This is a genomic window from Wolbachia endosymbiont (group B) of Melanostoma mellinum (assembly GCF_947251465.1).
Taxonomy (GTDB): domain Bacteria; phylum Pseudomonadota; class Alphaproteobacteria; order Rickettsiales; family Anaplasmataceae; genus Wolbachia.
Genome location: NZ_OX366366.1, coordinates 1,407,923 through 1,427,400, shown reverse-complemented (window position 1 = coordinate 1,427,400; position 19,478 = coordinate 1,407,923). Strand labels below are relative to the sequence as shown.

The window sequence follows — 19,478 nt, the reverse complement described above, 5'->3', positions numbered from 1 at the left end:
ACTTAGCAGCTAATTTATCATATGTATTTCCATAGGATATCGCTATATTAGAATATGTTACAATTACTAACCTTACTTGCTGTTATCACTTCGGTTGTATTTTTTGGTCATCTAGTTCCAATGGAAGTGAAAACCTTCTTGTATTCAATAAGCCTTAGTATAAAAGAGATCTTACTATTTATAATGCCTTTTATTGTTTTTGCATTAATCTTTAGTAGTGTTAACAATCTTAAGCAGTCGGCTATAAAGTTTATATTGTTACTTATTATAACGATTTTCTTGTCGAATCTAGCTTCAAGTTTAATAGCTTATTCTGTTGGGCATTTCATCACACAAAACACTTATTCAATACAAGATATAACATATGAAGAAACAATTGTTCCTTTATGGTCATTTAGGATACCTGCATTGCTTTCTAATTTTTATGCCCTTGCTTGTGGATTTGTGTTAAGCATATTAGTGTCCACAATATTACCAAAAAAAAGCAAAGAGCTCTCGAACAAAATGTTAGATTTAACTCTCTTTATTTTGAAGACATTTTTGACGCCAATTATTCCAATGTTTGTACTTGGTCTTGCTTTAAAAATGGAACATGATCAGGTTTTACCCATAATATTTAAGGATTACTCAATAATTTTTATTATTATATCATCTTCAACTTACCTTTATGTTTTTCTCTTATATGGAGCAGCAAATTCGTTCAAGATCACAAGCTGGATAGCTAGTATAGGTAACATGATACCAGCATTTATTACTGCAATGAGCACAATGTCTAGTAATGCAGCTATGCCGCTTACTCTTGAAGGAAGCAAAAAAAATGTAAAGCAGCATGATATAGCATCGTCTGTTGTGCCAATAACTGCTAGCTTTCATTTAGTAGGTGATTGCTTTTTTATTATAATACTATCAATGATAATGACTTTTGGTGGTGCATTGTCTGCAACAGACTATGTGACTTTCCTTCTCTACTTTCTGTTATTTAAATTTGCTATTGTTGCAGTTCCAGCAGGAGGAATTATGGTAATGTTGCCTGTTCTTGAGAAGTATCTTAAATTCTCTCCAGAGATGCTTTCATTAATTACAGCATTGTATATAGTGTTTGACCCAATAATAACTTCAGCAAATGTTATGGGTAACGGTGCGTTCACTATGATGTTTACAAAGCTCTATGATAAGCTTAAGTGATGTCCATTCTAGCAATTAATACTGTAGGTGCTGGTAGTTCAATAGCAGTAATTGATTACGATGGTAATTGTTTCGTAGAACGCAATTCTGCAAACAATAGCCATGCAGAATCATTTTTTCAAATACTGAATACTTTGTTTGATAAGCATAATTACAGCTACGATAAAATAGACCATTTAGCAGTGATAGTTGGACCAGGAAGTTTTACTGGAATCAGAGTTGGTATATCAACTGCACAAGGTATAAATCTTGCTACAAATAAGCCGTTATATGGGGTTAGTGCCCTGGAAGCTCAAGCATATGCAATATCGCTACTTTGTACAAATAGCAAAAAAAATATTAAAGCTATAATCGAAGATGATCAAAAGTTTTATACGCAGTTATTTGATTTCAATTTGTTACCGCTATCAAATCCTGCTGTAGTAAGTGAACTCCAGCCTGAAACGCACTGCATTACATATATGGATTGCAGTTTACCAAAGTTGGATGCTAGCCATGCAGGGCTATTAGTCCGTTATAGACTAAAAAATAAACAAAAATTAAATGGAGTTGAGGCTCTATATTTAAATGAGCCTCAGTATATGAAATCGTTGCCTATTGCGTAAACACTATTAATTTGGCCAAGTTTGTACATCTGACTTACTATTTCTTCTGCTACTTCTTTTATACTCATATTTGAATTTTCTACCTCTATAGCATTTTGTGGTACAAATAAATCTTCCTCCCTAAATTTAATACTATTTATATTAGTAACCTTCCTATTTTTTCTTTGCTTTTTTGATATAGTACGCTCTTGTAATATCAATGGATTGCACCTAAGTACTATAGGGAGGATTTTTGTGCTCATTTTTTTACTAAGTTCTACTACTGAGTTATATATTCTTATGTTGTAATCATTATTTTTAATTAATTCATCAACAAATATATAATTTTTTGAGTCAATAGGATAGGCTTCTATTGCCTGAAACATAACATGTGTAGTGTTATATATTCTATCTCGAGCTTCTTTGGAAGTTTGATTATATTCAAGTCCACTTACAATTACTGCATTTATCATACTAGATAATACTATTGCTGTAGAAAGTTTACCACTTCCTGGAAGACCAGTGATATATATGAAAAATTTTGTTAGCTGTTTTTTTATGTCAACGTTTATCATATTATTTTTAATATTAAAACCTACAATTATAATAACATAAAAACAAGGCTTTAAAACATATGAAATATTACATAAAAAGTCGCTTTTATAGTTAAAATACTATGTAATCTAGAAATGTAAACTCTAATCACCTAAGGCAAGTAAAAGTGCTTAGTATTTTAACGTAGGTTCACCTTTTAGTTTGTAATAAACTTTTTTTTACGTATAAATCTTTAGAAAATTTTAGTCAAGAGCTATGTTATTAACAAATAGTGAGTTGAAAAGAGACCTAGTTAACGCCTATCAAATTTTATCTTATCTTAAATTAGATGATCATACGTATACTCATCTCTCTGTACGTTCTGAAGATAAAAAGTCATTTTATGTTTATCCGTTTGGTATACGTTTTTATGAAGTAGATGAAAGTTCATTGATGAAAGTATCGTTTGATGGGAATATAATTGAAGGCAAAGAATATCAATATAATAAAACTGGCTATGTAATCCATGGCTTCATTTATCAAGCAAGGAAAGATATTCAAGCAATTTTTCATCTACATACACCTTCTATTGTAGCAGTTTCTTCTCTCAAGGATGGATTATTCCCAATAAGTCAGTGGGCGCTGCACTTTTATAATAAGGTATCTTACCATGATTATAATTCCCTGGCACTTGATGATACAGAAGGAAAAAGATTAATAGCTGATTTGAAAGAAAATTTTGTGATGTTAATGCGCAATCATGGATCTATAACATGTGGTCAGACTATACAAGAAGCAATGTTTTATACGTATCACTTAGAACAAGCTTGTAAAACTCAATGCCTGACGCTAGCAATGAATAGGGAGTTGTCAATTCCAAGTGAAGAAATTTGCTCAAAAGCCGTAAAGGATCTTCTGTCTTTCGAAAGCAATCTTGGTGAGAGAGATTGGCACGCATGGGTTAGGTTGATTAAAGGTAAGTTATAAAAGTTTCTGACTCTTCGATAGATATTAGATTTCTTGCATAACCAGCCAGTCTGAAATCCAATAATGATTTCACACGCTGTAACTCTTCAATTCATGTAAGAAGTCTAATGTCTCCATCTCTACTTAAGTTAACACCCTTAACTAAGCAGATACAAGTAAATATAGCCCTTCCCATAATAGTCCAAAAAGGTCATAAGAAAGAAGAATCGACAGCATGACGAAAAGATTTGAATAAAGGAATGTTTTTCCTAGCTCTGTTTTTTATAGCAAACCAATAATGTTCAATTTTGTTAAAATCTGGAGAATATGGAGGAAGATATAAAATTTCTGCACCAACTCCTTTAGCAAATCTTATTAGACTTATGAAAAGTAGCATTATCAAGGATAACAGTTTGTCCAGGTTCCAAAATCGGTGTCAGAAACTGCTCAAACCATTTATTAAAGATATCCATATTGCAGTGGCCTTCAAAGGTTAACGGAGCAATTATTTTTCTTCCACTTAAGGCTGCAACCATGCTAATTCGTTGAGTTTTCTTCCCAGATTTTAGGGCATAAAACCGCTGTCCTTTCTGGCAATACCCATAGGTTCAGTGTCCAGACTCATCTATATACACTAATTCTTTAGGTTCTTTTGTTGCTATAACCTTTGAAAATTGAGCTCGCTTTTCTTCATTTCTTTCTTTATATCCGTAGGTCTTTTTTTTCTTGTGAATCCTATATTTTTAAGTGCTCGATGAATTGTTTGTCTACTAATATTGCCCCAGCATCTCTGACTGAGTTTTGCCACCTTGCTCATTTGCAAATTCGGCAAATGAATTCCAGTCGGTAATTTTATGCCACGCTTCCAGGCTTTTTTGACTGAAAATCTCCTGTTTCTTTTCTTCTTTGCTGCCACTCATATAAAGTTGTTTTTCCGATCTTAAATCTCTTGGCAACAGTTTCTCCACTCTCTCCTTCATCCAATGCTTCCATTACCTTTTTTCTTAAGTCATAACTATTTGCTACTGGCATCCTTACCTTCCACTACTATCAATCCATATCTTACTCTTTTTGGACTATTATGAGAAGGGCTATAACTAGTAAGTTTTTTCAATCCTGCTCCACAGCAAATTTTAATGCTATGTGAGTAGTTATAGTGCTGTTAACAATTAAAATGACAAAAACTAAGATGGTGATTAGTAGTGTATAAATATTCAAGGATAAATTTTCAAATTGAGTTAGCAATTTGAAATATACAAAAGTTGGCATTATCATTGGCAAAACAAGAATTTGCGACACTCCTGATGCTAAGTTATTTCGACCAATCATCAATGCATTTCCAGTAGCTGAAATATTAATGATTATCAGCGTATTAAATAATAAAGACACTCCAACTGCTATTGAATGTTCAATATTATTGCCTAGAATTGCAAAGCTGAACATGAAAGAAATCACTGAAATCGGTAACCCAAATAACAACCAGTGAGCGAAGATTTTATAAGCAACTATCAGCCTAGAAGAGAGTGGCTGTAAAAAGATTTGCTCTAATATTCCATCATGATAATCAGATGTAAATAAATTATTTGTAGAGATCTGTAAAACAAATGTAGCACATATCCATGTTAATGTTAATATGACTTCTTGTTTACTGTTGTTTTCAAGTGTATATGAAGATAAACTTAACATTATAATAAAAATACATACTATATAAGTAAGATTATTATCATTTATTACTAATTTTTTTACCAAACTAATCATACCAGGATTTTAAATGTTTATTATAAATTATAGTGTTTACTTTGAGGATAGTATAATTTTTTGTGTTTACAAGTTATATAAGTTTTAATATATTTTATTGATAATGCTATGGAAAAATTAATAAAAATAAAGTTACCGGAAGATTACGTTCCTTCAGAAAATGAAGAATATATGAACGTAAAACAACTGGAATACTTTAGCTTAAAGTTACAATCAATACTCTCTGAACTGGAGAAACAAGATCTAGAAGATAGTAGTATTTATTCTGATAGTGAAAATGGAGAATTAATTAAGCGCCGAAAAGATAGAAAAGAAAAAATTAAGGAGGCGTTGGAAAAAATAAAATTAGGCATTTATGGTTACTGCGATGGAACGGGAGAAGAAATAGGAGTCGAAAGACTTAAAGCTAATCCGCTTGCTATGTATTGTATTGAAGAACAAGAGAGAATAGAAAAAGAAAAGAACGTGTATAACATTAATGATTAGAACTTGTCGGGAGTGTTAAATAAACTGTGTCAAACCGAGAAGTAAAGTAATAAATTGATAAAAAAATGGAGGTTTGACAATGAGTCAAGCAAACACAACTACCGGTTTGGTAGACTATAAAGAATTAGAAACAAATATCTTATCATCTATACGAGAAGGAAGATACCGTCTTGTCAGTCAACAAGAAAATTATAGAAATTGAATCTTAAGCTGTATTACGAAATCAAAAAATACTTTCTATCAACATATACACTAACCAACTACATTAAATAAATTTGTGTAAAATGCTATTTTACATAAGATAGAAAGTACGCATTTTTTGATTTTAAAGTACTAAATTCTCCTCCAACCGCTTTGCCCTGTAATTCTTGATATGGTCAGGATTAAAAGCACTTTTGGATTTTAGAACACCGAAAATGATATGGAGTAGCTTACGCATTGCAGCACCAACGATAGCCATATTATGCTTACCCTTTTCCTTTAATCTCTGGCAAAAACTAATAATGATAGGATTGTGATTCTTAGCTACTATAGCAGGAAAGAAAAGTGCTTTACGTAATGTTTGTGAACCGGATTTACTTAATCTGGGTTTGGCATATACAGAGGAACCTGACGTCATATTTCGTGGTATAACTCCTGTATATGCTGCCAATTGCCTGGCATCTCTAAAAACCTCTATGTCAGGAACTTCAGCTAAAATAGCTATTGCTGATTCTTCTCCTATTCCTGGAATAGTCAATAGAAGTTGAAAATTTTCCAACAATTCTTTATGTTGATTTAATAGTTCACGTACGGAGTTTTTTATTGTTTCTATTTTTTGAGCTATATTCATTGCAAGGTCTTCCCAAGCACTTGCAACTTCTTTAAGCAGTCTCTCTTTTTTTTCTAAGTGGTTATTTACTAATGTTAACTCATCTTTTAACGCAACTGAGCAACGATAAAGATGTTTTAATTTTTTCATTTCAGGAGAAGGTGGTGTCCAACTAGAAGGTTCCTGTCTTTGGCAATAATCAGCAATAACTTCTGCATCGGTCTGATCATTCTTTTGTCGTATCAGCTTACTCCTTGCATAAGATTTTATGCAATAAGGATTTACAACACTAACAGAATGTCCAGCGTTGTGCAGAAACTCAGCCAAAGCTTCGCTATAACAACCAGTAGCCTCCATGCAGGCTTTTACTTCTTCTACATTATGTTTTTGTAGAAAGCTAAGTAAACCTTGAAACCCAGAATCCTCGTTTTTAAAACTCCTTTTTCTAGTTTCACATCTTCCTTTTTTGCTTATGAACGAGAGAAAAACATCAAAGCGATCTTTCGATACATCTATACCTAAAAAGTTGTTGATCATATATAACCCCATGCGTTACCATTAAAAATGAAAAGTAAGGCTAGTCTTGTGAATACAGAATTAGAACCATTTAGGTTTTTCTACGATACCGTCCAGCCTGTACTCTTGAGAAGAGAACTCTTATCTACCTTACAGATTTTATATCTAAGACCACTGACAGAGTTCTTCTCTTCTCCATCTAATGCTTAAGCTTAAAACATTAGATGCTTTTTACAAGATACAAGACCATTGACGGAAAGAGATGGTGCATTAACACCGTTTGTAAAAAAACTGCTAGAGGGAAGGCGAGATAGAAAACCATTTGTCAGCTGAAAGCGAAAAAAACAACCGAAGAAATTCAAAGACTTTACGGACAAGTATTTGAACTATTGACACCAATAGATAGGGAAGGAAGCTTTGAGCCACAAGTAGTCAGAAAAAGGCAAACAACCGAACTTGAAGCAAAGGTTTTAAGTACATATGCCAGTGGCATGGGATATAGCATCGCATGTAGAAGAAATATAAAATATCTGCAGCAGAGATATCAAGTATTACTGACAAATTGTTACCGGTAATCAACGAATGGCGCAGTCGTCCGCTGCAATCTGTATATCCAATAGTGTTCATGGTTTTTTAAGGTCAAGGAGGACGGGCATTGTGTAAGCAAATGTATGTATAACATATTAGCAAAATGGCAGAAAAGAAGTTTTGGGTTTTTATTTGGCTGAAAGTGAAGTTCTGGTTGGAAGTACTAAATGACCTAAAGGAGAGAGGAGTAGATGATATTCTGATAGCTTGTGTTAAAAAGCTTTCCTACAGCTATAAATAGCGTATTTCCTAATGCAGAAATGTATAGTACATCAGATAAGAAATTCACTGAAATATGTATCGAGCAAAAGTTTTCATGAATGATTTGAAAAAAACATATCAAGTAGAGAAATAGCCGAAAATTATTTACTTGAATTGGAGGAAAAATGGGGAGAAAAATATACTTTAGTTTTGGGAGAATAATTGGGAAAATCTGTCTAGTTATTTTAAATATTCCGGCCCTGTAAGAAAGTTAATTTATACCACAAATCCTATTGAAGGGTTACATAGACAGATCAGAAAATTTACTAAAACTAAGGGCTCATTTACCAGCACAAATGCCTTGCATAAACAGGTATATTGTGCTATAAAGAAGGCAGGAGAGAAATGGACTATGCCTATACATGATTGGGCTTTTACTATCTCTCAACTTGATATCTTTTTTCCTGGTAGGTTAAAAATCGATTTGACACAGTTTATTTAACACTCCCTATTTCTCTAAAAAATACTATCTTCAACTTGAATATGTTGAAAAATATTTTGCGTATTATCCAAAAAGTCATCCTTTATAGCAGCTAGCTCGGATTGTTTTTGAGATTGTCTTTGAGATAGATTATCTTCTATTGTTCTATTGAAACAATCAAGATCATTGCACTTTAGTTGAGAGCGCATGTCTCCATTTTCATATAAACCTCGTATAACGTCATAATATGCTCGAGTTTCATCAGTTTCTGATTCTGGTTTTTGCTTTTGTTTTAATATTTCCTTTAATTTCTAATCTATGTCTGATTCTTTTTTTATAGCTTCGTCTAATCCTTTTTTTATATCTTCAGTAGCATTTTTATGATACTCTTCATGAGACTTTTCATAACACTTTTCATAATCTTCAAAATTCTTTAATATTTTGCCTTTTAACTCTTCTTGCGAATCTTTGCTTTTTAACGTTTTTTGCAAATTTTTGGTATCCGTTCAGAGGTGTGGTTTAAGAAACAACAGCTAGCAGGTTTTGAAAAGGGTTTAATTCCTTTTGTTTCCAAGTCAGATACAACGAAATTATCCGCTCAAGAAATCTATTCCCTCGCTCTGACTGTGCAAAATATGAATTCTTACGATAGACAACATAATGCCGTATCTGTCGCTCAACATGGTTATTCGTTAATGGAATATTCTCTGGGTCATCCAAAAATGTCCACATCATTGACTCGGATTTTATAATACCCTTTACCGTTCGTGAAGCTCCTTTTGCTTCAAGTATATAAGATATTTTTATCATGCAGTACTGTATGTATCTTCGTAATTCTTTAGCTTGCTTAGTGAACTTTGAAATACTAATTTCATTTTCTGACAAAGCGTTTTTTAATACAAACAATCCATTAGCTGCGTCTTTTAAACAATGGCCAAGTCTCATTACTTCACTATTCCAACTATGAGATAACCTCTCGAAATTTCTCAATAAGTGAGCCCAACAAATTTGTCGTTTTTCATCACTGAAGTGGTTGTAAACTGCATATCTGTCAGTAATTACCAGGTTTTTGTAATCACAAAATGCACTATTCTTTAAAAATTTCATTCCTCTTGTATCTGCTAACTTCATAAGACTTGCTTTATTGTTGGCAAACATCCAGCACCATCCCAATTTGCCTTTGTTGTAGTGACTGGTTTCATCAATATGCAAAATTTCGCTTGCTTTTATTTCTTCCTCTATTTGTTCATAGGCTTCTTTACATTTTGACGAAACCCTTGCTTCACTATTGGACACACTACCAACACTTATACTCATGTTAAAGATGTCTTTCATAATATTCGCTATTTCTCGCTTTGAATTCTTATAAAACCCACTTAGTGATGCAACTACTGACTTAACTCTAGGACCAAAGGTATCCGGTGTAACTCCTTCTGGTAATTTGCTACTCCTTCTTTTTCCGCATTTACGACAGCGACCATGTTCTAATTGATACTCAACTACGTAAGGCTTAATTTCTGGTAAATCAACTTTTTGATAGACATATGGTTTTTCCGATATTGCGATTTCTTCACCACACTCGCATCTATTTGGTAACTCTACCTTCACCACCTCATCTGCTTCCATTTTAGCTCGGCAATTCCCCTTATGTCCAACTTGACCACCTATCTTCCTGCCGCCCTCTGACTTATCTTCTGGTGTGTCTTTTTTTATTTTGTACAGCTCTTTTGAACTTGGTAAAGATGAATTCCTTGAGTTTAAGCCGAGTCTCTCTCTTAGTTCAGCATTCTCTATTTCTAAGATTTTATTTTTTTCTTCAAGCTTTGCTACTTTCTGCTCTAAGTTTTTACATAACTCTACAATACTGATCAACAATTGAAGCATCTAGCCTTACTTTACTATCAACATTTTGTGTTATTACTACTTTAATATATTATGTCAATTGTTTTTTATCCTTGCCACACCTCTGAACGGATACAATTTTTGTCTTTTAACAACTCGTTAGCGTGAGATTTTTCAATTTTTTGCTTCCATTCATCATACGTATATTTACCACGTTGTGTATCTTGACACTCGCCTCCTACATTAAATAGTTCTTCATTACAGATTGTATTACCCTGATAAAAGTAATCGCTTATATTGATTTTATTATTGCCAGTTATGATTTGTTCAATTGCTTCTTTGTTGTTTACAATTTCTTCTCTGTACCTAGAAATGCAATTTGATAATTCTTTTTTGCAATCTGTAGTCATAAGCTGTTTCCTTTAATAAAATAATTAATACTTTATTACTAATCTGAGGTATACTAAGGTAGTGATAAGAAGTCCAGCATCTACAAAGTTTGTTTAAACTATTTTCAAAACGAATAAAATGTAATTTTAGGTAAATAAAATGAATTACGATGTAATCATTTCAGGTAGTGGGCTAATTGGTCTTATTACTGCTATTGGCCTGAGTAATGACTCTGTATCTGTAGCCGTAATTGAGAAAAATAGTTTACCACGTGCAGTTGATGATAATCGAGCATTCGCTATTTCTCAAGGGTCAAAAAAAATACTAGAAAAATTAGGAATTTGGCAGTTCTTAGAAGATGAAGCTGAACCAATACTTGATATATGCATATTAGATGGAGATAGCCCATTTACTGTTCATTATGACCATAAAATGGTTGGTGAAGAGCCAATGGGTTATGTAATCAAGAGCGCTATTATATGGAATGCAATTAATAATAATTTTTTGCATAAACTCAATATATATTCTCCACGTTTCTATAAAACAATCGCTTGTGACGAAGGATACGTGGAAGGTATCCGTTCAGAGGTGTGGCAAGGATAAAAAACAATTGACATAATATATTAAAGTAGTAATAACACAAAATGTTGATAGTAAAGTAAGGCTAGATGCTTCAATTGTTGATCAGTATTGTAGAGTTATGTAAAAACTTAGAGCAGAAAGTAGCAAAGCTTGAAGAAAAAAATAAAATCTTAGAAATAGAGAATGCTGAACTAAGAGAGAGACTCGGCTTAAACTCAAGGAATTCATCTTTACCAAGTTCAAAAGAGCTGTACAAAATAAAAAAAGACACACCAGAAGATAAGTCAGAGGGCGGCAGGAAGATAGGTGGTCAAGTTGGACATAAGGGGAATTGCCGAGCTAAAATGGAAGCAGATGAGGTGGTGAAGGTAGAGTTACCAAATAGATGCGAGTGTGGTGAAGAAATCGCAATATCGGAAAAACCATATGTCTATCAAAAAGTTGATTTACCAGAAATTAAGCCTTACGTAGTTGAGTATCAATTAGAACATGGTCGCTGTCGTAAATGCGGAAAAAGAAGGAGTAGCAAATTACCAGAAGGAGTTACACCGGATACCTTTGGTCCTAGAGTTAAGTCAGTAGTTGCATCACTAAGTGGGTTTTATAAGAATTCAAAGCGAGAAATAGCGAATATTATGAAAGACATCTTTAACATGAGTATAAGTGTTGGTAGTGTGTCCAATAGTGAAGCAAGGGTTTCGTCAAAATGTAAAGAAGCCTATGAACAAATAGAGGAAGAAATAAAAGCAAGCGAAATTTTGCATATTGATGAAACCAGTCACTACAACAAAGGCAAATTGGGATGGTGCTGGATGTTTGCCAACAATAAAGCAAGTCTTATGAAGTTAGCAGATACAAGAGGAATGAAATTTTTAAAGAATAGTGCATTTTGTGATTACAAAAACCTGGTAATTACTGACAGATATGCAGTTTACAACCACTTCAGTGATGAAAAACGACAAATTTGTTGGGCTCACTTATTGAGAAATTTCGAGAGGTTATCTCATAGTTGGAATAGTGAAGTAATGAGACTTGGCCATTGTTTAAAAGACGCAGCTAATGGATTGTTTGTATTAAAAAACGCTTTGTCAGAAAATGAAATTAGTATTTCAAAGTTCACTAAGCAAGCTAAAGAATTACGAAGATACATACAGTACTGCATGATAAAAATATCTTATATACTTGAAGCAAAAGGAGCTTCACGAACGGTAAAGGGTATTATAAAATCCGAGTCAATGATGTGGACATTTTTGGATGACCCAGAGAATATTCCATTAACGAATAACCATGTTGAGCGACAGATACGGCATTATGTTGTCTATCGTAAGAATTCATATTTTGCACAGTCAGAGCGAGGGAATAGATTTCTTGAGCGGATAATTTCGTTGTATCTGACTTGGAAACAAAAGGAATTAAACCCTTTTCAAAACCTGCTAGCTGTTGTTTCTTAAACCACACCTCTGAACGGATACCGTGGAAGTTACTCTTGATAATGATCAAAAATTGATATCATCGCTATTTATCTGCGCTGAAGGTAAAAACTCTAAGCTGCCAGAGTTGTTTTCTATAACAATAATAAAATTTGATTATAAACAAAATAGCATGGTATTTAATGTAAAACATGAACTACATCACCAAAACTTAGCTGTAGAGCGGTTTTTTCCTGGTGGTCCATTTGCAATTTTGCCAATGAAAGGTGGCTATACTTCTTCAATAGTTTGGACAGAAAAATGCGAAATTTCAAAAATGCTGATGAGCTTATCTGAAGAGGAGTTTATCATAGAACTCAAAAAAAGATTTGGTTCTTATTTGGGAGAAATTGAATTAGAGGGTGAAAGAAAATCTTACCCTTTGAGTTTTACTTTTGCGAGAAAGCTTCATAAAAGCAGAATTTTGCTTATTGGCGATGCAGCACATTCAATCCATCCAGTTGCAGGTCAAGGACTTAACCTTGGAATGAGAGATGTAGAGAGTGTTATTAGACAAATAACTGCTGCAAAATCCTCTGGCATTGATGTTGGCAGTAATTATCTATTAAAGAAAATTTCACGTGATAGATACTTTGATAATTTTACTATGGCACTTGCAACTGATGGACTAAATAGAATATTTTCCAACAGAATACTTTGCGTTAAAGTTCTGAGCAATCTTGGTTTAATGGTAGTTGAAAATTCAGATTTTCTTAAAAAAAGCTTCATTCGTCACGCTATGGGGTTGGTTCTGTCGCATTTGTAGGGAAGTAGAAAGAAGAATGATATAATTGTCTAAAAAAAAAGCAAAGATGTTTCGTATCAATCAAAAATTGTTGCCATATTTCAAAGGATTTAGCTTTTCAGCGGATGTTATCTGTATACATGAAATGTCGATTCTCTTTGAGCTATCGAGATTTGGAAGAAATGATGAGTATAAGGGGAGCAAAATGCTACGTTACAAAGGTGGGTTATCACCACTGATAGATGAGGCAGTAAGGAAAAGAAAGAATCAGGTTGGTAGTAGTTGGAGAGACTTACATTAAATTAAACGGTAAATGGGTTTATTTATATACTGTAGACTTGTGTGTTAGTAGAGACAAGTCTGCAGCACTTTCATTCTTTCGTAAAGCCTTCAGGAGTAACTATCTTCCTGAGAAAATTGTAATTGATAAAAGCGGCAGTAATACTGCTGCTCTTGATGATTTGAATGCAGAAATTTCTGAAGATTACAGTTCTTCAAATAAAATATCTAAATAATATTGTTGATAGATTTATCAAAAAACTAATAAAGCCAATGCTTGGGTTTAAAAGCTTCCATTCCGCAAAGATTACCATCACAGGCATAGAAAATATTCGTATGATTAAAAAAAAGACAAATTATTAAAATAATGTTTCTACTTTTGAGAATTTTGCTATGTTAATGGCTTCATAACTCCTATAATCCCACCTTTTTTCCTATGGTTTATAGATGCGACAGAACCGTTGGTAAACATGAAAGCGCTTTACAACGTTTTTTATGTGAAAGCCAATGTCAGCTACTCAAATGATACCATTTGTTATAAACTCACTTTTACTCTATGGTCTTGTCGATATCCTGAACAGATACAATATTTTTTATTTATAAAATGAAGTAACTACTTATCGTAAAGTTGATCTATAGATATAATACTACCATTTGATGACTTTTCAGCACATTTCTCACTTTCATATTCTTTATCAGAATCAACGCTAAATACTAAAGTATCTCCTGAAATTTTATCATGAAACTCACTAATAGCAAAAAACGGTACAGTGACTTGTTCTTGTTTTCCACGAAAGCTCAAACTGACGCTAAACTTATCTTCAAGAACTTTTAGACCAAAAAATTGATGCTGTAATATAATAAGCATTTGAGTAGGGTATGATTCTTTCAAGTAGTCTGGCATGACAACACCATTAAAGCACGTAAAAAATACTATTTCTAAGTGAGGAGTAAAAACATTATCTAATATAGTATTCAAAGCCTTTTTGATAACTTGAAATTTAGCATAACTAAGCGACTTCTGATAATCTGTTTTATCCATATAACCCTTACATGTTTGGGGGAACTTCTGTTACCCGGCGTTCCCTAAACCGTGCTTATAGCAATGAAGTTATAGTGCCTAAATTAAGCAGCTAATGCAACATTGTCTTCAGCAGCAAAGTTATCGTTTGCATCTAAATTGTGAACTCTTAGCGGTGGTATCTAACCGAGCAAAGCTACCATCTTTACTATGCATGTCGATCCTTACTCGCCCCCGTATCAATCAAAAAATATGGTGGAGGCGCCGAGTACTGCCCTCGGGTCCAATACACCTATTACAAGGTAATTTTATTGCCATAGTGTATAAAAAATACACATGCTTATTATACAGTAGTATTGAATAAATGTCAAGTTATTGAACTCCAAATTGATTGGCAACTAAAAAACTAATATAAAAATTACTTCGCCTATTTATCTAATCTTAGTATACTCACAGTAGAGGTATTTTTAGAGCTCAAAATCTATCTTCGTCTGCAGACTTTTTTATCAAATAATCAAACTCAGTAAAGAATGTAGCGTATCTTCTTCAGCGCAAATGGGTGCACACATATGCTTAATCTCTGTCGTATGTGCGTTACATTTTTTCTGTTCTTTATTAATAAATATGGGGGATTCTATGCCTAATTCTTAACAAAAAACTACTCAAATGCTTTTGTAGCTATTGAATTTCTGAGTTCAAGAAAGCAAGAGACAGTGTGAGAAATGGCACAAGCCGAAAAAAAGATAAGTTGTGGAACAAAAAATGCAGACAACTGTGGAAAATTACCCACTGGAATCCAGACTTTGATTGTCAAATAAAAAATTCACATCTTAAAAGGATCATATACATTAATTTCCTTAATTTTCACTTTTTCATTTAATAATCTTAAGATGGGCTGTAAATCATCGTCGATTGATAAGCACAGTACTTCTCTATCAAGATAATTGGCTAAATGATTCTTCTTCTCAAGAATTTCTGTTTCTTCCAATAAGTCACATTTATTTAACACTACAATTTCCTCTTTTTCAACAAGATTGCTATTGTAAAGCTTCAGTTCATTATGCGTACAATTATAAGCTGAAATAATGTCATCGTGAGTTACATCAATTAAATGCAGTAAAATTTTGCACCTTTCTATGTGCTTTAAAAATTTGTGTCCGAGCCCAACTCCAAGATGAGCATCAGCGATTATTCCAGGAATATCTGCTATTACAATTTCGCTATAATCCACTTTTGCTACACCTAAATGTGGTCTTATAGTAGTAAATTCATAATCGCCTACTTTCGTATCAGAATTTGAGCAGCGGGTTAAAAATTTAGATTTACCTGCATTTGGCATACCAATAATGCCAACATCAGATAAAACTTTTAGCTTCAATATTATATTTCTTTCTTCGCCAGGCTGACCATGGGTAAAATGTCTTGGTGCCCTATTGGTAGCAGATTTAAAATTGGTATTCCCAAGTCCACCTTTTCCACCTTGCACTACTTGAAATTCGATGTCGGGTTTATCAAGATCTACTATCACTTCCTCACTTTCTTCATCGATTATTTGTGTACCAACTGGAACTTTAAGTATAATATCTTTTCCTGCTGTGCCAGATCTATCTCTACTCGTACCACTTTTTCCATTACTCGCTTTAATGTGTCTTCGACAACGAAAATTAAGCAAAGTGTTGAGATTTGCATCACTGATGAAAATTATGTCTCCTCCCCTGCCACCATTACCACCGTTTGGACCACCAAATTCAACGAATTTTTCTCGACGAAAACTCGCGCAACCATCGCCACCATCACCTGCTTTTAAATATAATTTAACTTCGTCTATGAAATCCATGCCAACTCACGATAATATTTAGCATTTTCTCCTAATGAACTTTCTATTCTCATCAATTCATTATACTTTGCAAGCCTATCAGAACGCGACAGCGAGCCAGTCTTTATTTGCCCACAATTCGACGCAACTGATATGTGGGATATCGTTGTGTCTTCTGTTTCACCTGAGCGGTGAGAAATAATAGCCCTGTAGCCATTTAATTTTGCCATTTCAATAGCAGCAAAAGTTTCCGTAAGTGTTCCTATCTGGTTTGGCTTGATTAGTACAGCATTTGCCATTTTCTCCTCTATTCCTTTACTTATTAGTTCACAATTTGTAACAAATAAATCATCTCCAACCAATTGAACTTTATTCCCAAGTTTTACAGTAAGTAATTTCCAACCTTCATAGTCGTCTTCATTCATTGCATCTTCTATAGAAATTATTGGATATTTGCCTACAAGGTCAAAATAATACTGAACCAATTCCTCTGAAGTGAGTTCTCTGTTTTCAAATTTATAAACTCCATCTTCATAAAAAGTAGATGCAGCAACATCAAGACCCAGTGCAAAGTGATTTTTCATCGAATAACCGGCAGATTCAACAGCCTGAATTATCAAATTAAGAGCTTCTTCAGTGCTTCCAATGTTTGGTGCAAAACCACCTTCATCTCCTACGTTTGTGCTATAACCTTTTTTCTTAAGAATGCTGCGCAAGTTATGAAATACCTCTGCAGATATTCTGATTGCTTCACTGAAAGTTTCAGCACCAACCGGAAGAATCATAAATTCTTGAAAATCGAGTTTATTATCTGCATGTACTCCACCATTAATGACGTTAATTAGCGGAACTGGCATCTGCTCTTCCCCTACTCCCAAATACTTATATAACGGCATTTTAAAGCTGTTTGCTGCTGCTTTTGCAACAGCAAGAGACACACCCAAAGTTGCATTTGCTCCAAGTTTAGATTTATTTTTTGTTCCATCTAGTTCAATTAAAACTTTATCAATTGCACTCTGGTTTGCTGCATCCATGCCAATGATTTTATTTGCTATCACTCCACTCACAGATTGAACAGCTTTCAGCACTCCTTTACCACAATACCTTTTTTCATCTTGATCTCTCATCTCCAATGCTTCTAGTTTACCGGTCGAAGCCCCAGAAGGGACAGCGGCTCTACCTGTTGCTCCATCACATAGTTCTATTTCTACCTCAATTGTTGGGTAACCCCTGCTATCTAAAATTTCTCTTGCAAATACACTGCTGATCGTCTTTTTCATCATGCTAAACCTCCACTAGATTCACAATTGTGTTCACGTTCGGGAAATGTCACCCCAGCGCTGTAACATTTCAGTGTACGAACATTGCAATATACAGGTAATTTGAGTAGCGGATGGTCAGTGCTTGACACTGGAATCCAGTTTTTATTATACAGCCACTTATTTAAAGTTAAGTCTTCTGGATCCCAGTGTCTGGGCACTGGGATGACACCATTCTTAATGGAAGCTATCCCCATATCGCAATGTCTGTACAGTTGTTTGCCTAGACACTGGGATCCAGTTTTACTACACAATTTTATCATATAAATCACCAATGCTTAAGTTTATTTTACTAGCAGCAGCTTTGCAGTTTCTTTCGCTAGTTTAGCTATATTACTACCAGCACCAATAAATAATACTACATCTCCTGAACTTGTCGAATTACTAATAAAATGTGAAATGAGTAAAGCATCATTCATAATCTTCACATCATTAAACCCATTACTGATCAAGGCTTTTTGTATATCATCAATTCCACAGCCAGGAATAGGCTTATCTTCTGGAGGATGGACAGGAGTGAGAATTACATAATCAAACATCATGAAAATTCGTACGAACTCATCAAAAAAATTACGAACACGAGCAAAACGAAGCGGCTCGATAATTCCTGTTACCTTTCCTTTAGTGGTCAAACGTGCTGCTGCCAGGGTTGCTTGTATTTCATTTGGATGATGAGCATAGTCCTCAATTAACTTAACACCTTTAATATCGGCAATTAAAGAAAATCTCCTTGCTACTCCTTTAAATTCCAAAAGACCTTTTTTAATCTCTTCATCACTAATTCCAAGTTTCACTGCAACTGATATTGCAGCCAGGGCATTGCTAACTTTATGCATTCCTATTGCATTTGATAGCACTACATTCTTTATAATTCTGGTACAAGGTTGAATATCTTCTTTTTGTCTTTCGAGAGCGAGTTCTTTTAATCGAAACACCATATGTACATTATCATCATCAATTTCAATACGCTGAACTAACTTTCTAATTATATTAAATTTAGTCTCCCAATCTACCTCTGATAAATCACACTTTTCCTTCGTTATATGCCCTCTTAACATCTTCACTTCTTCCCATACTACCCCTTCTAGTATATCTGCGCGTATTGATTTGCTGTTACATTCACCAAAACGTTTTCCAGGACAACGATAGTAACTTCTTCCTCCCTTAGCATTACTCATTCCATAATAAACGGATTTGCAACACTGACATATCACTAACCCTTGTAATAAGTATTTTCTTCCACTTTGTTGCATTTTTTCTATTTGTAGCTTTTCTTTTTCCACACTGTATCTCTACGACTTATATATATTTTGCCTATAGTAAAATACGCACATAATGAGCCAAATCAAGGAAAGTGCAAACCAAGTAATTGCGTATTCAAGATGCTTTATTGGCTGTATAGTCAATTTGCCACCAAAATTATCTTGCCACAATATACATTTCTCTAGCTTAATACCTAGATCATTGGAGATTTCTTCTGTACTTAAGGTAAACCATGTATTTGAAGCAATATCATTTTTGATAAACCAATTTTTGCTACCATCACAATACAAAACGCCATCAGCAGCTACTTTTTCAATTTTTGCTTTTTCTTCTTTTTTTTCTCTGACTATTCCTTTATTTATTAACATGTAATGTCCATTGATAAGCAACATAGGAGACAGCACATGATAGCCACGTTGACCTGCGAAAACATATAGTTCTATATCACTTAAAATTCCGTCGATTTTAACGTTTCTGTAGTTAAACTTTGAAAGATTATCACTAGGCAGTAGATGAATAACTGGAAGATCCATATTTTTGATAATATTATTCTTCCAGCTCAATCTAAATAACTGCCATAACCCGAGTGAAAAAAGAAGTAAAAAAGGTATAATGAAAATAAATACTGTTTTTCTTAACACT

General features: G+C 33.8%; 18 protein-coding genes, 1 other RNA gene and 6 pseudogenes. 10 read left to right on the top strand and 15 right to left on the bottom strand.

Annotation, left to right across the window (positions count from 1 at the left end):
* The first annotated feature begins 54 nt into the window (after positions 1-54).
* Together OPR42_RS06685 and tsaB are read left to right on the top strand one after the other, a co-directional pair.
* Complete coding sequence (locus tag OPR42_RS06685) at positions 55-1,185, top strand: cation:dicarboxylate symporter family transporter (RefSeq protein ID WP_064085278.1); 1,131 nt, start codon at positions 55-57, stop codon at positions 1,183-1,185.
* Positions 1,185-1,790, top strand: coding sequence for a tRNA (adenosine(37)-N6)-threonylcarbamoyltransferase complex dimerization subunit type 1 TsaB (tsaB, locus tag OPR42_RS06680; protein ID WP_007302675.1), 606 nt, complete (start codon positions 1,185-1,187; stop codon positions 1,788-1,790). Before OPR42_RS06685 ends, tsaB begins: the two co-directional genes overlap by 1 nt.
* Here tsaB and OPR42_RS06675 read toward each other — a convergent pair.
* A complete protein-coding gene (locus OPR42_RS06675) occupies positions 1,760-2,344 on the bottom strand; it encodes an adenylate kinase family protein (protein WP_250120390.1) in 585 nt (194 codons plus the stop codon). The two genes, tsaB and OPR42_RS06675, sit on opposite strands and share 31 nt — an antisense overlap.
* A gap of 235 nt (positions 2,345-2,579) precedes the next feature.
* Here OPR42_RS06675 and OPR42_RS06670 point away from each other — a divergent pair, with 235 nt between their 5' ends.
* Entirely contained in the window at positions 2,580-3,290 is a 711-nt protein-coding gene (locus OPR42_RS06670; protein ID WP_264374762.1) for a class II aldolase/adducin family protein, read from the top strand.
* Positions 3,291-3,480: 190 nt separating this feature from the next.
* Here the strand turns inward: OPR42_RS06670 and OPR42_RS06665 are convergent.
* Both OPR42_RS06665 and OPR42_RS06660 read right to left on the bottom strand, forming a co-directional pair.
* A pseudogene (locus OPR42_RS06665) lies at positions 3,481-4,301 on the bottom strand (IS630 family transposase).
* A gap of 78 nt (positions 4,302-4,379) precedes the next feature.
* Positions 4,380-5,027, bottom strand: coding sequence for a heme exporter protein CcmB (locus tag OPR42_RS06660; protein WP_007302672.1), 648 nt, complete (start codon positions 5,025-5,027; stop codon positions 4,380-4,382).
* A 108-nt stretch (positions 5,028-5,135) separates the two neighbouring features.
* On the opposite strand from OPR42_RS06660, the gene OPR42_RS06655 reads away from it, so the two are divergent.
* Positions 5,136-5,513, top strand: a complete 378-nt coding sequence (locus tag OPR42_RS06655; RefSeq protein ID WP_007302671.1) for a TraR/DksA family transcriptional regulator — start codon at positions 5,136-5,138, stop codon at positions 5,511-5,513.
* Positions 5,514-5,592: 79 nt separating this feature from the next.
* Positions 5,593-5,715: a hypothetical protein gene (locus OPR42_RS06650; protein ID WP_264375462.1), complete on the top strand. Its 123-nt coding sequence runs from the start codon at positions 5,593-5,595 to the stop codon at positions 5,713-5,715.
* A gap of 123 nt (positions 5,716-5,838) precedes the next feature.
* Here the strand turns inward: OPR42_RS06650 and OPR42_RS06645 are convergent, their stop codons facing one another.
* Positions 5,839-6,861, bottom strand: coding sequence for an IS110 family RNA-guided transposase (locus tag OPR42_RS06645; protein WP_264375440.1), 1,023 nt, complete (start codon positions 6,859-6,861; stop codon positions 5,839-5,841).
* Between the two features lie 219 nt (positions 6,862-7,080).
* On the opposite strand from OPR42_RS06645, the pseudogene OPR42_RS06640 reads away from it, so the two are divergent.
* Positions 7,081-8,131: pseudogene (locus tag OPR42_RS06640) on the top strand (IS256 family transposase); the annotation flags it as partial.
* A 14-nt stretch (positions 8,132-8,145) separates the two neighbouring features.
* Here the strand turns inward: OPR42_RS06640 and OPR42_RS06635 are convergent.
* The 4 genes from OPR42_RS06635 to OPR42_RS06620 all read right to left on the bottom strand — a co-directional run bounded on the left by OPR42_RS06635 (position 8,146) and on the right by OPR42_RS06620 (position 10,362).
* On the bottom strand, positions 8,146-8,319 hold the full coding sequence (locus tag OPR42_RS06635) for a hypothetical protein (protein ID WP_265042164.1): 174 nt from the start codon (positions 8,317-8,319) through the stop codon (positions 8,146-8,148).
* A gap of 102 nt (positions 8,320-8,421) precedes the next feature.
* Positions 8,422-8,601 (bottom strand): hypothetical protein, encoded by a 180-nt coding sequence (locus OPR42_RS06630; RefSeq protein ID WP_265042163.1) that lies wholly within the window; start codon positions 8,599-8,601, stop codon positions 8,422-8,424.
* A 28-nt stretch (positions 8,602-8,629) separates the two neighbouring features.
* Positions 8,630-9,982, bottom strand: coding sequence for an IS66 family transposase (gene tnpC, locus OPR42_RS06625; protein ID WP_264330462.1), 1,353 nt, complete (start codon positions 9,980-9,982; stop codon positions 8,630-8,632).
* A gap of 77 nt (positions 9,983-10,059) precedes the next feature.
* Positions 10,060-10,362: a hypothetical protein gene (locus OPR42_RS06620; RefSeq protein ID WP_265042162.1), complete on the bottom strand. Its 303-nt coding sequence runs from the start codon at positions 10,360-10,362 to the stop codon at positions 10,060-10,062.
* Positions 10,363-10,501: 139 nt separating this feature from the next.
* On the opposite strand from OPR42_RS06620, the pseudogene OPR42_RS06615 reads away from it, so the two are divergent.
* The 4 genes and pseudogenes from OPR42_RS06615 to OPR42_RS06600 form a co-directional block, all read left to right on the top strand.
* Positions 10,502-10,915 (top strand): annotated as a pseudogene (locus tag OPR42_RS06615) (FAD-dependent monooxygenase); the annotation flags it as partial.
* A gap of 107 nt (positions 10,916-11,022) precedes the next feature.
* Positions 11,023-12,375, top strand: a complete 1,353-nt coding sequence (tnpC, locus tag OPR42_RS06610; RefSeq protein ID WP_264330462.1) for an IS66 family transposase — start codon at positions 11,023-11,025, stop codon at positions 12,373-12,375.
* Positions 12,376-12,397: 22 nt separating this feature from the next.
* A pseudogene (locus OPR42_RS06605) lies at positions 12,398-13,159 on the top strand (FAD-dependent monooxygenase); the annotation flags it as partial.
* 46 nt (positions 13,160-13,205) lie between these two features.
* Positions 13,206-13,780: pseudogene (locus OPR42_RS06600) on the top strand (IS6 family transposase).
* 250 nt (positions 13,781-14,030) lie between these two features.
* Here OPR42_RS06600 and OPR42_RS06595 read toward each other — a convergent pair.
* From OPR42_RS06595 to OPR42_RS06565, 7 genes and pseudogenes are all read right to left on the bottom strand, one after another.
* Complete coding sequence (locus tag OPR42_RS06595) at positions 14,031-14,459, bottom strand: ClpXP protease specificity-enhancing factor SspB (RefSeq protein ID WP_264682772.1); 429 nt, start codon at positions 14,457-14,459, stop codon at positions 14,031-14,033.
* A gap of 16 nt (positions 14,460-14,475) precedes the next feature.
* Positions 14,476-14,813, bottom strand: a transfer-messenger RNA (tmRNA) gene (gene ssrA, locus OPR42_RS06590).
* A gap of 448 nt (positions 14,814-15,261) precedes the next feature.
* Positions 15,262-16,275: an Obg family GTPase CgtA gene (gene cgtA / locus OPR42_RS06585; RefSeq protein ID WP_265042159.1), complete on the bottom strand. Its 1,014-nt coding sequence runs from the start codon at positions 16,273-16,275 to the stop codon at positions 15,262-15,264.
* Positions 16,263-17,537: a phosphopyruvate hydratase gene (gene eno, locus OPR42_RS06580; RefSeq protein ID WP_265042158.1), complete on the bottom strand. Its 1,275-nt coding sequence runs from the start codon at positions 17,535-17,537 to the stop codon at positions 16,263-16,265. The genes cgtA and eno overlap by 13 nt, the downstream gene beginning before the upstream one ends.
* A gap of 66 nt (positions 17,538-17,603) precedes the next feature.
* Positions 17,604-17,737, bottom strand: a pseudogene (locus OPR42_RS08925) (WPE palindromic element domain-containing protein); the annotation flags it as partial.
* A 120-nt stretch (positions 17,738-17,857) separates the two neighbouring features.
* Positions 17,858-18,856 carry a recombinase zinc beta ribbon domain-containing protein gene (locus OPR42_RS06570; RefSeq protein WP_265030520.1) on the bottom strand — a complete coding sequence of 333 codons (999 nt, stop codon included), beginning with the start codon at positions 18,854-18,856 and terminating at the stop codon, positions 17,858-17,860.
* A gap of 9 nt (positions 18,857-18,865) precedes the next feature.
* On the bottom strand, positions 18,866-19,477 hold the full coding sequence (locus tag OPR42_RS06565) for an SURF1 family protein (RefSeq protein ID WP_052264983.1): 612 nt from the start codon (positions 19,475-19,477) through the stop codon (positions 18,866-18,868).
* Position 19,478 lies beyond the last annotated feature (1 nt).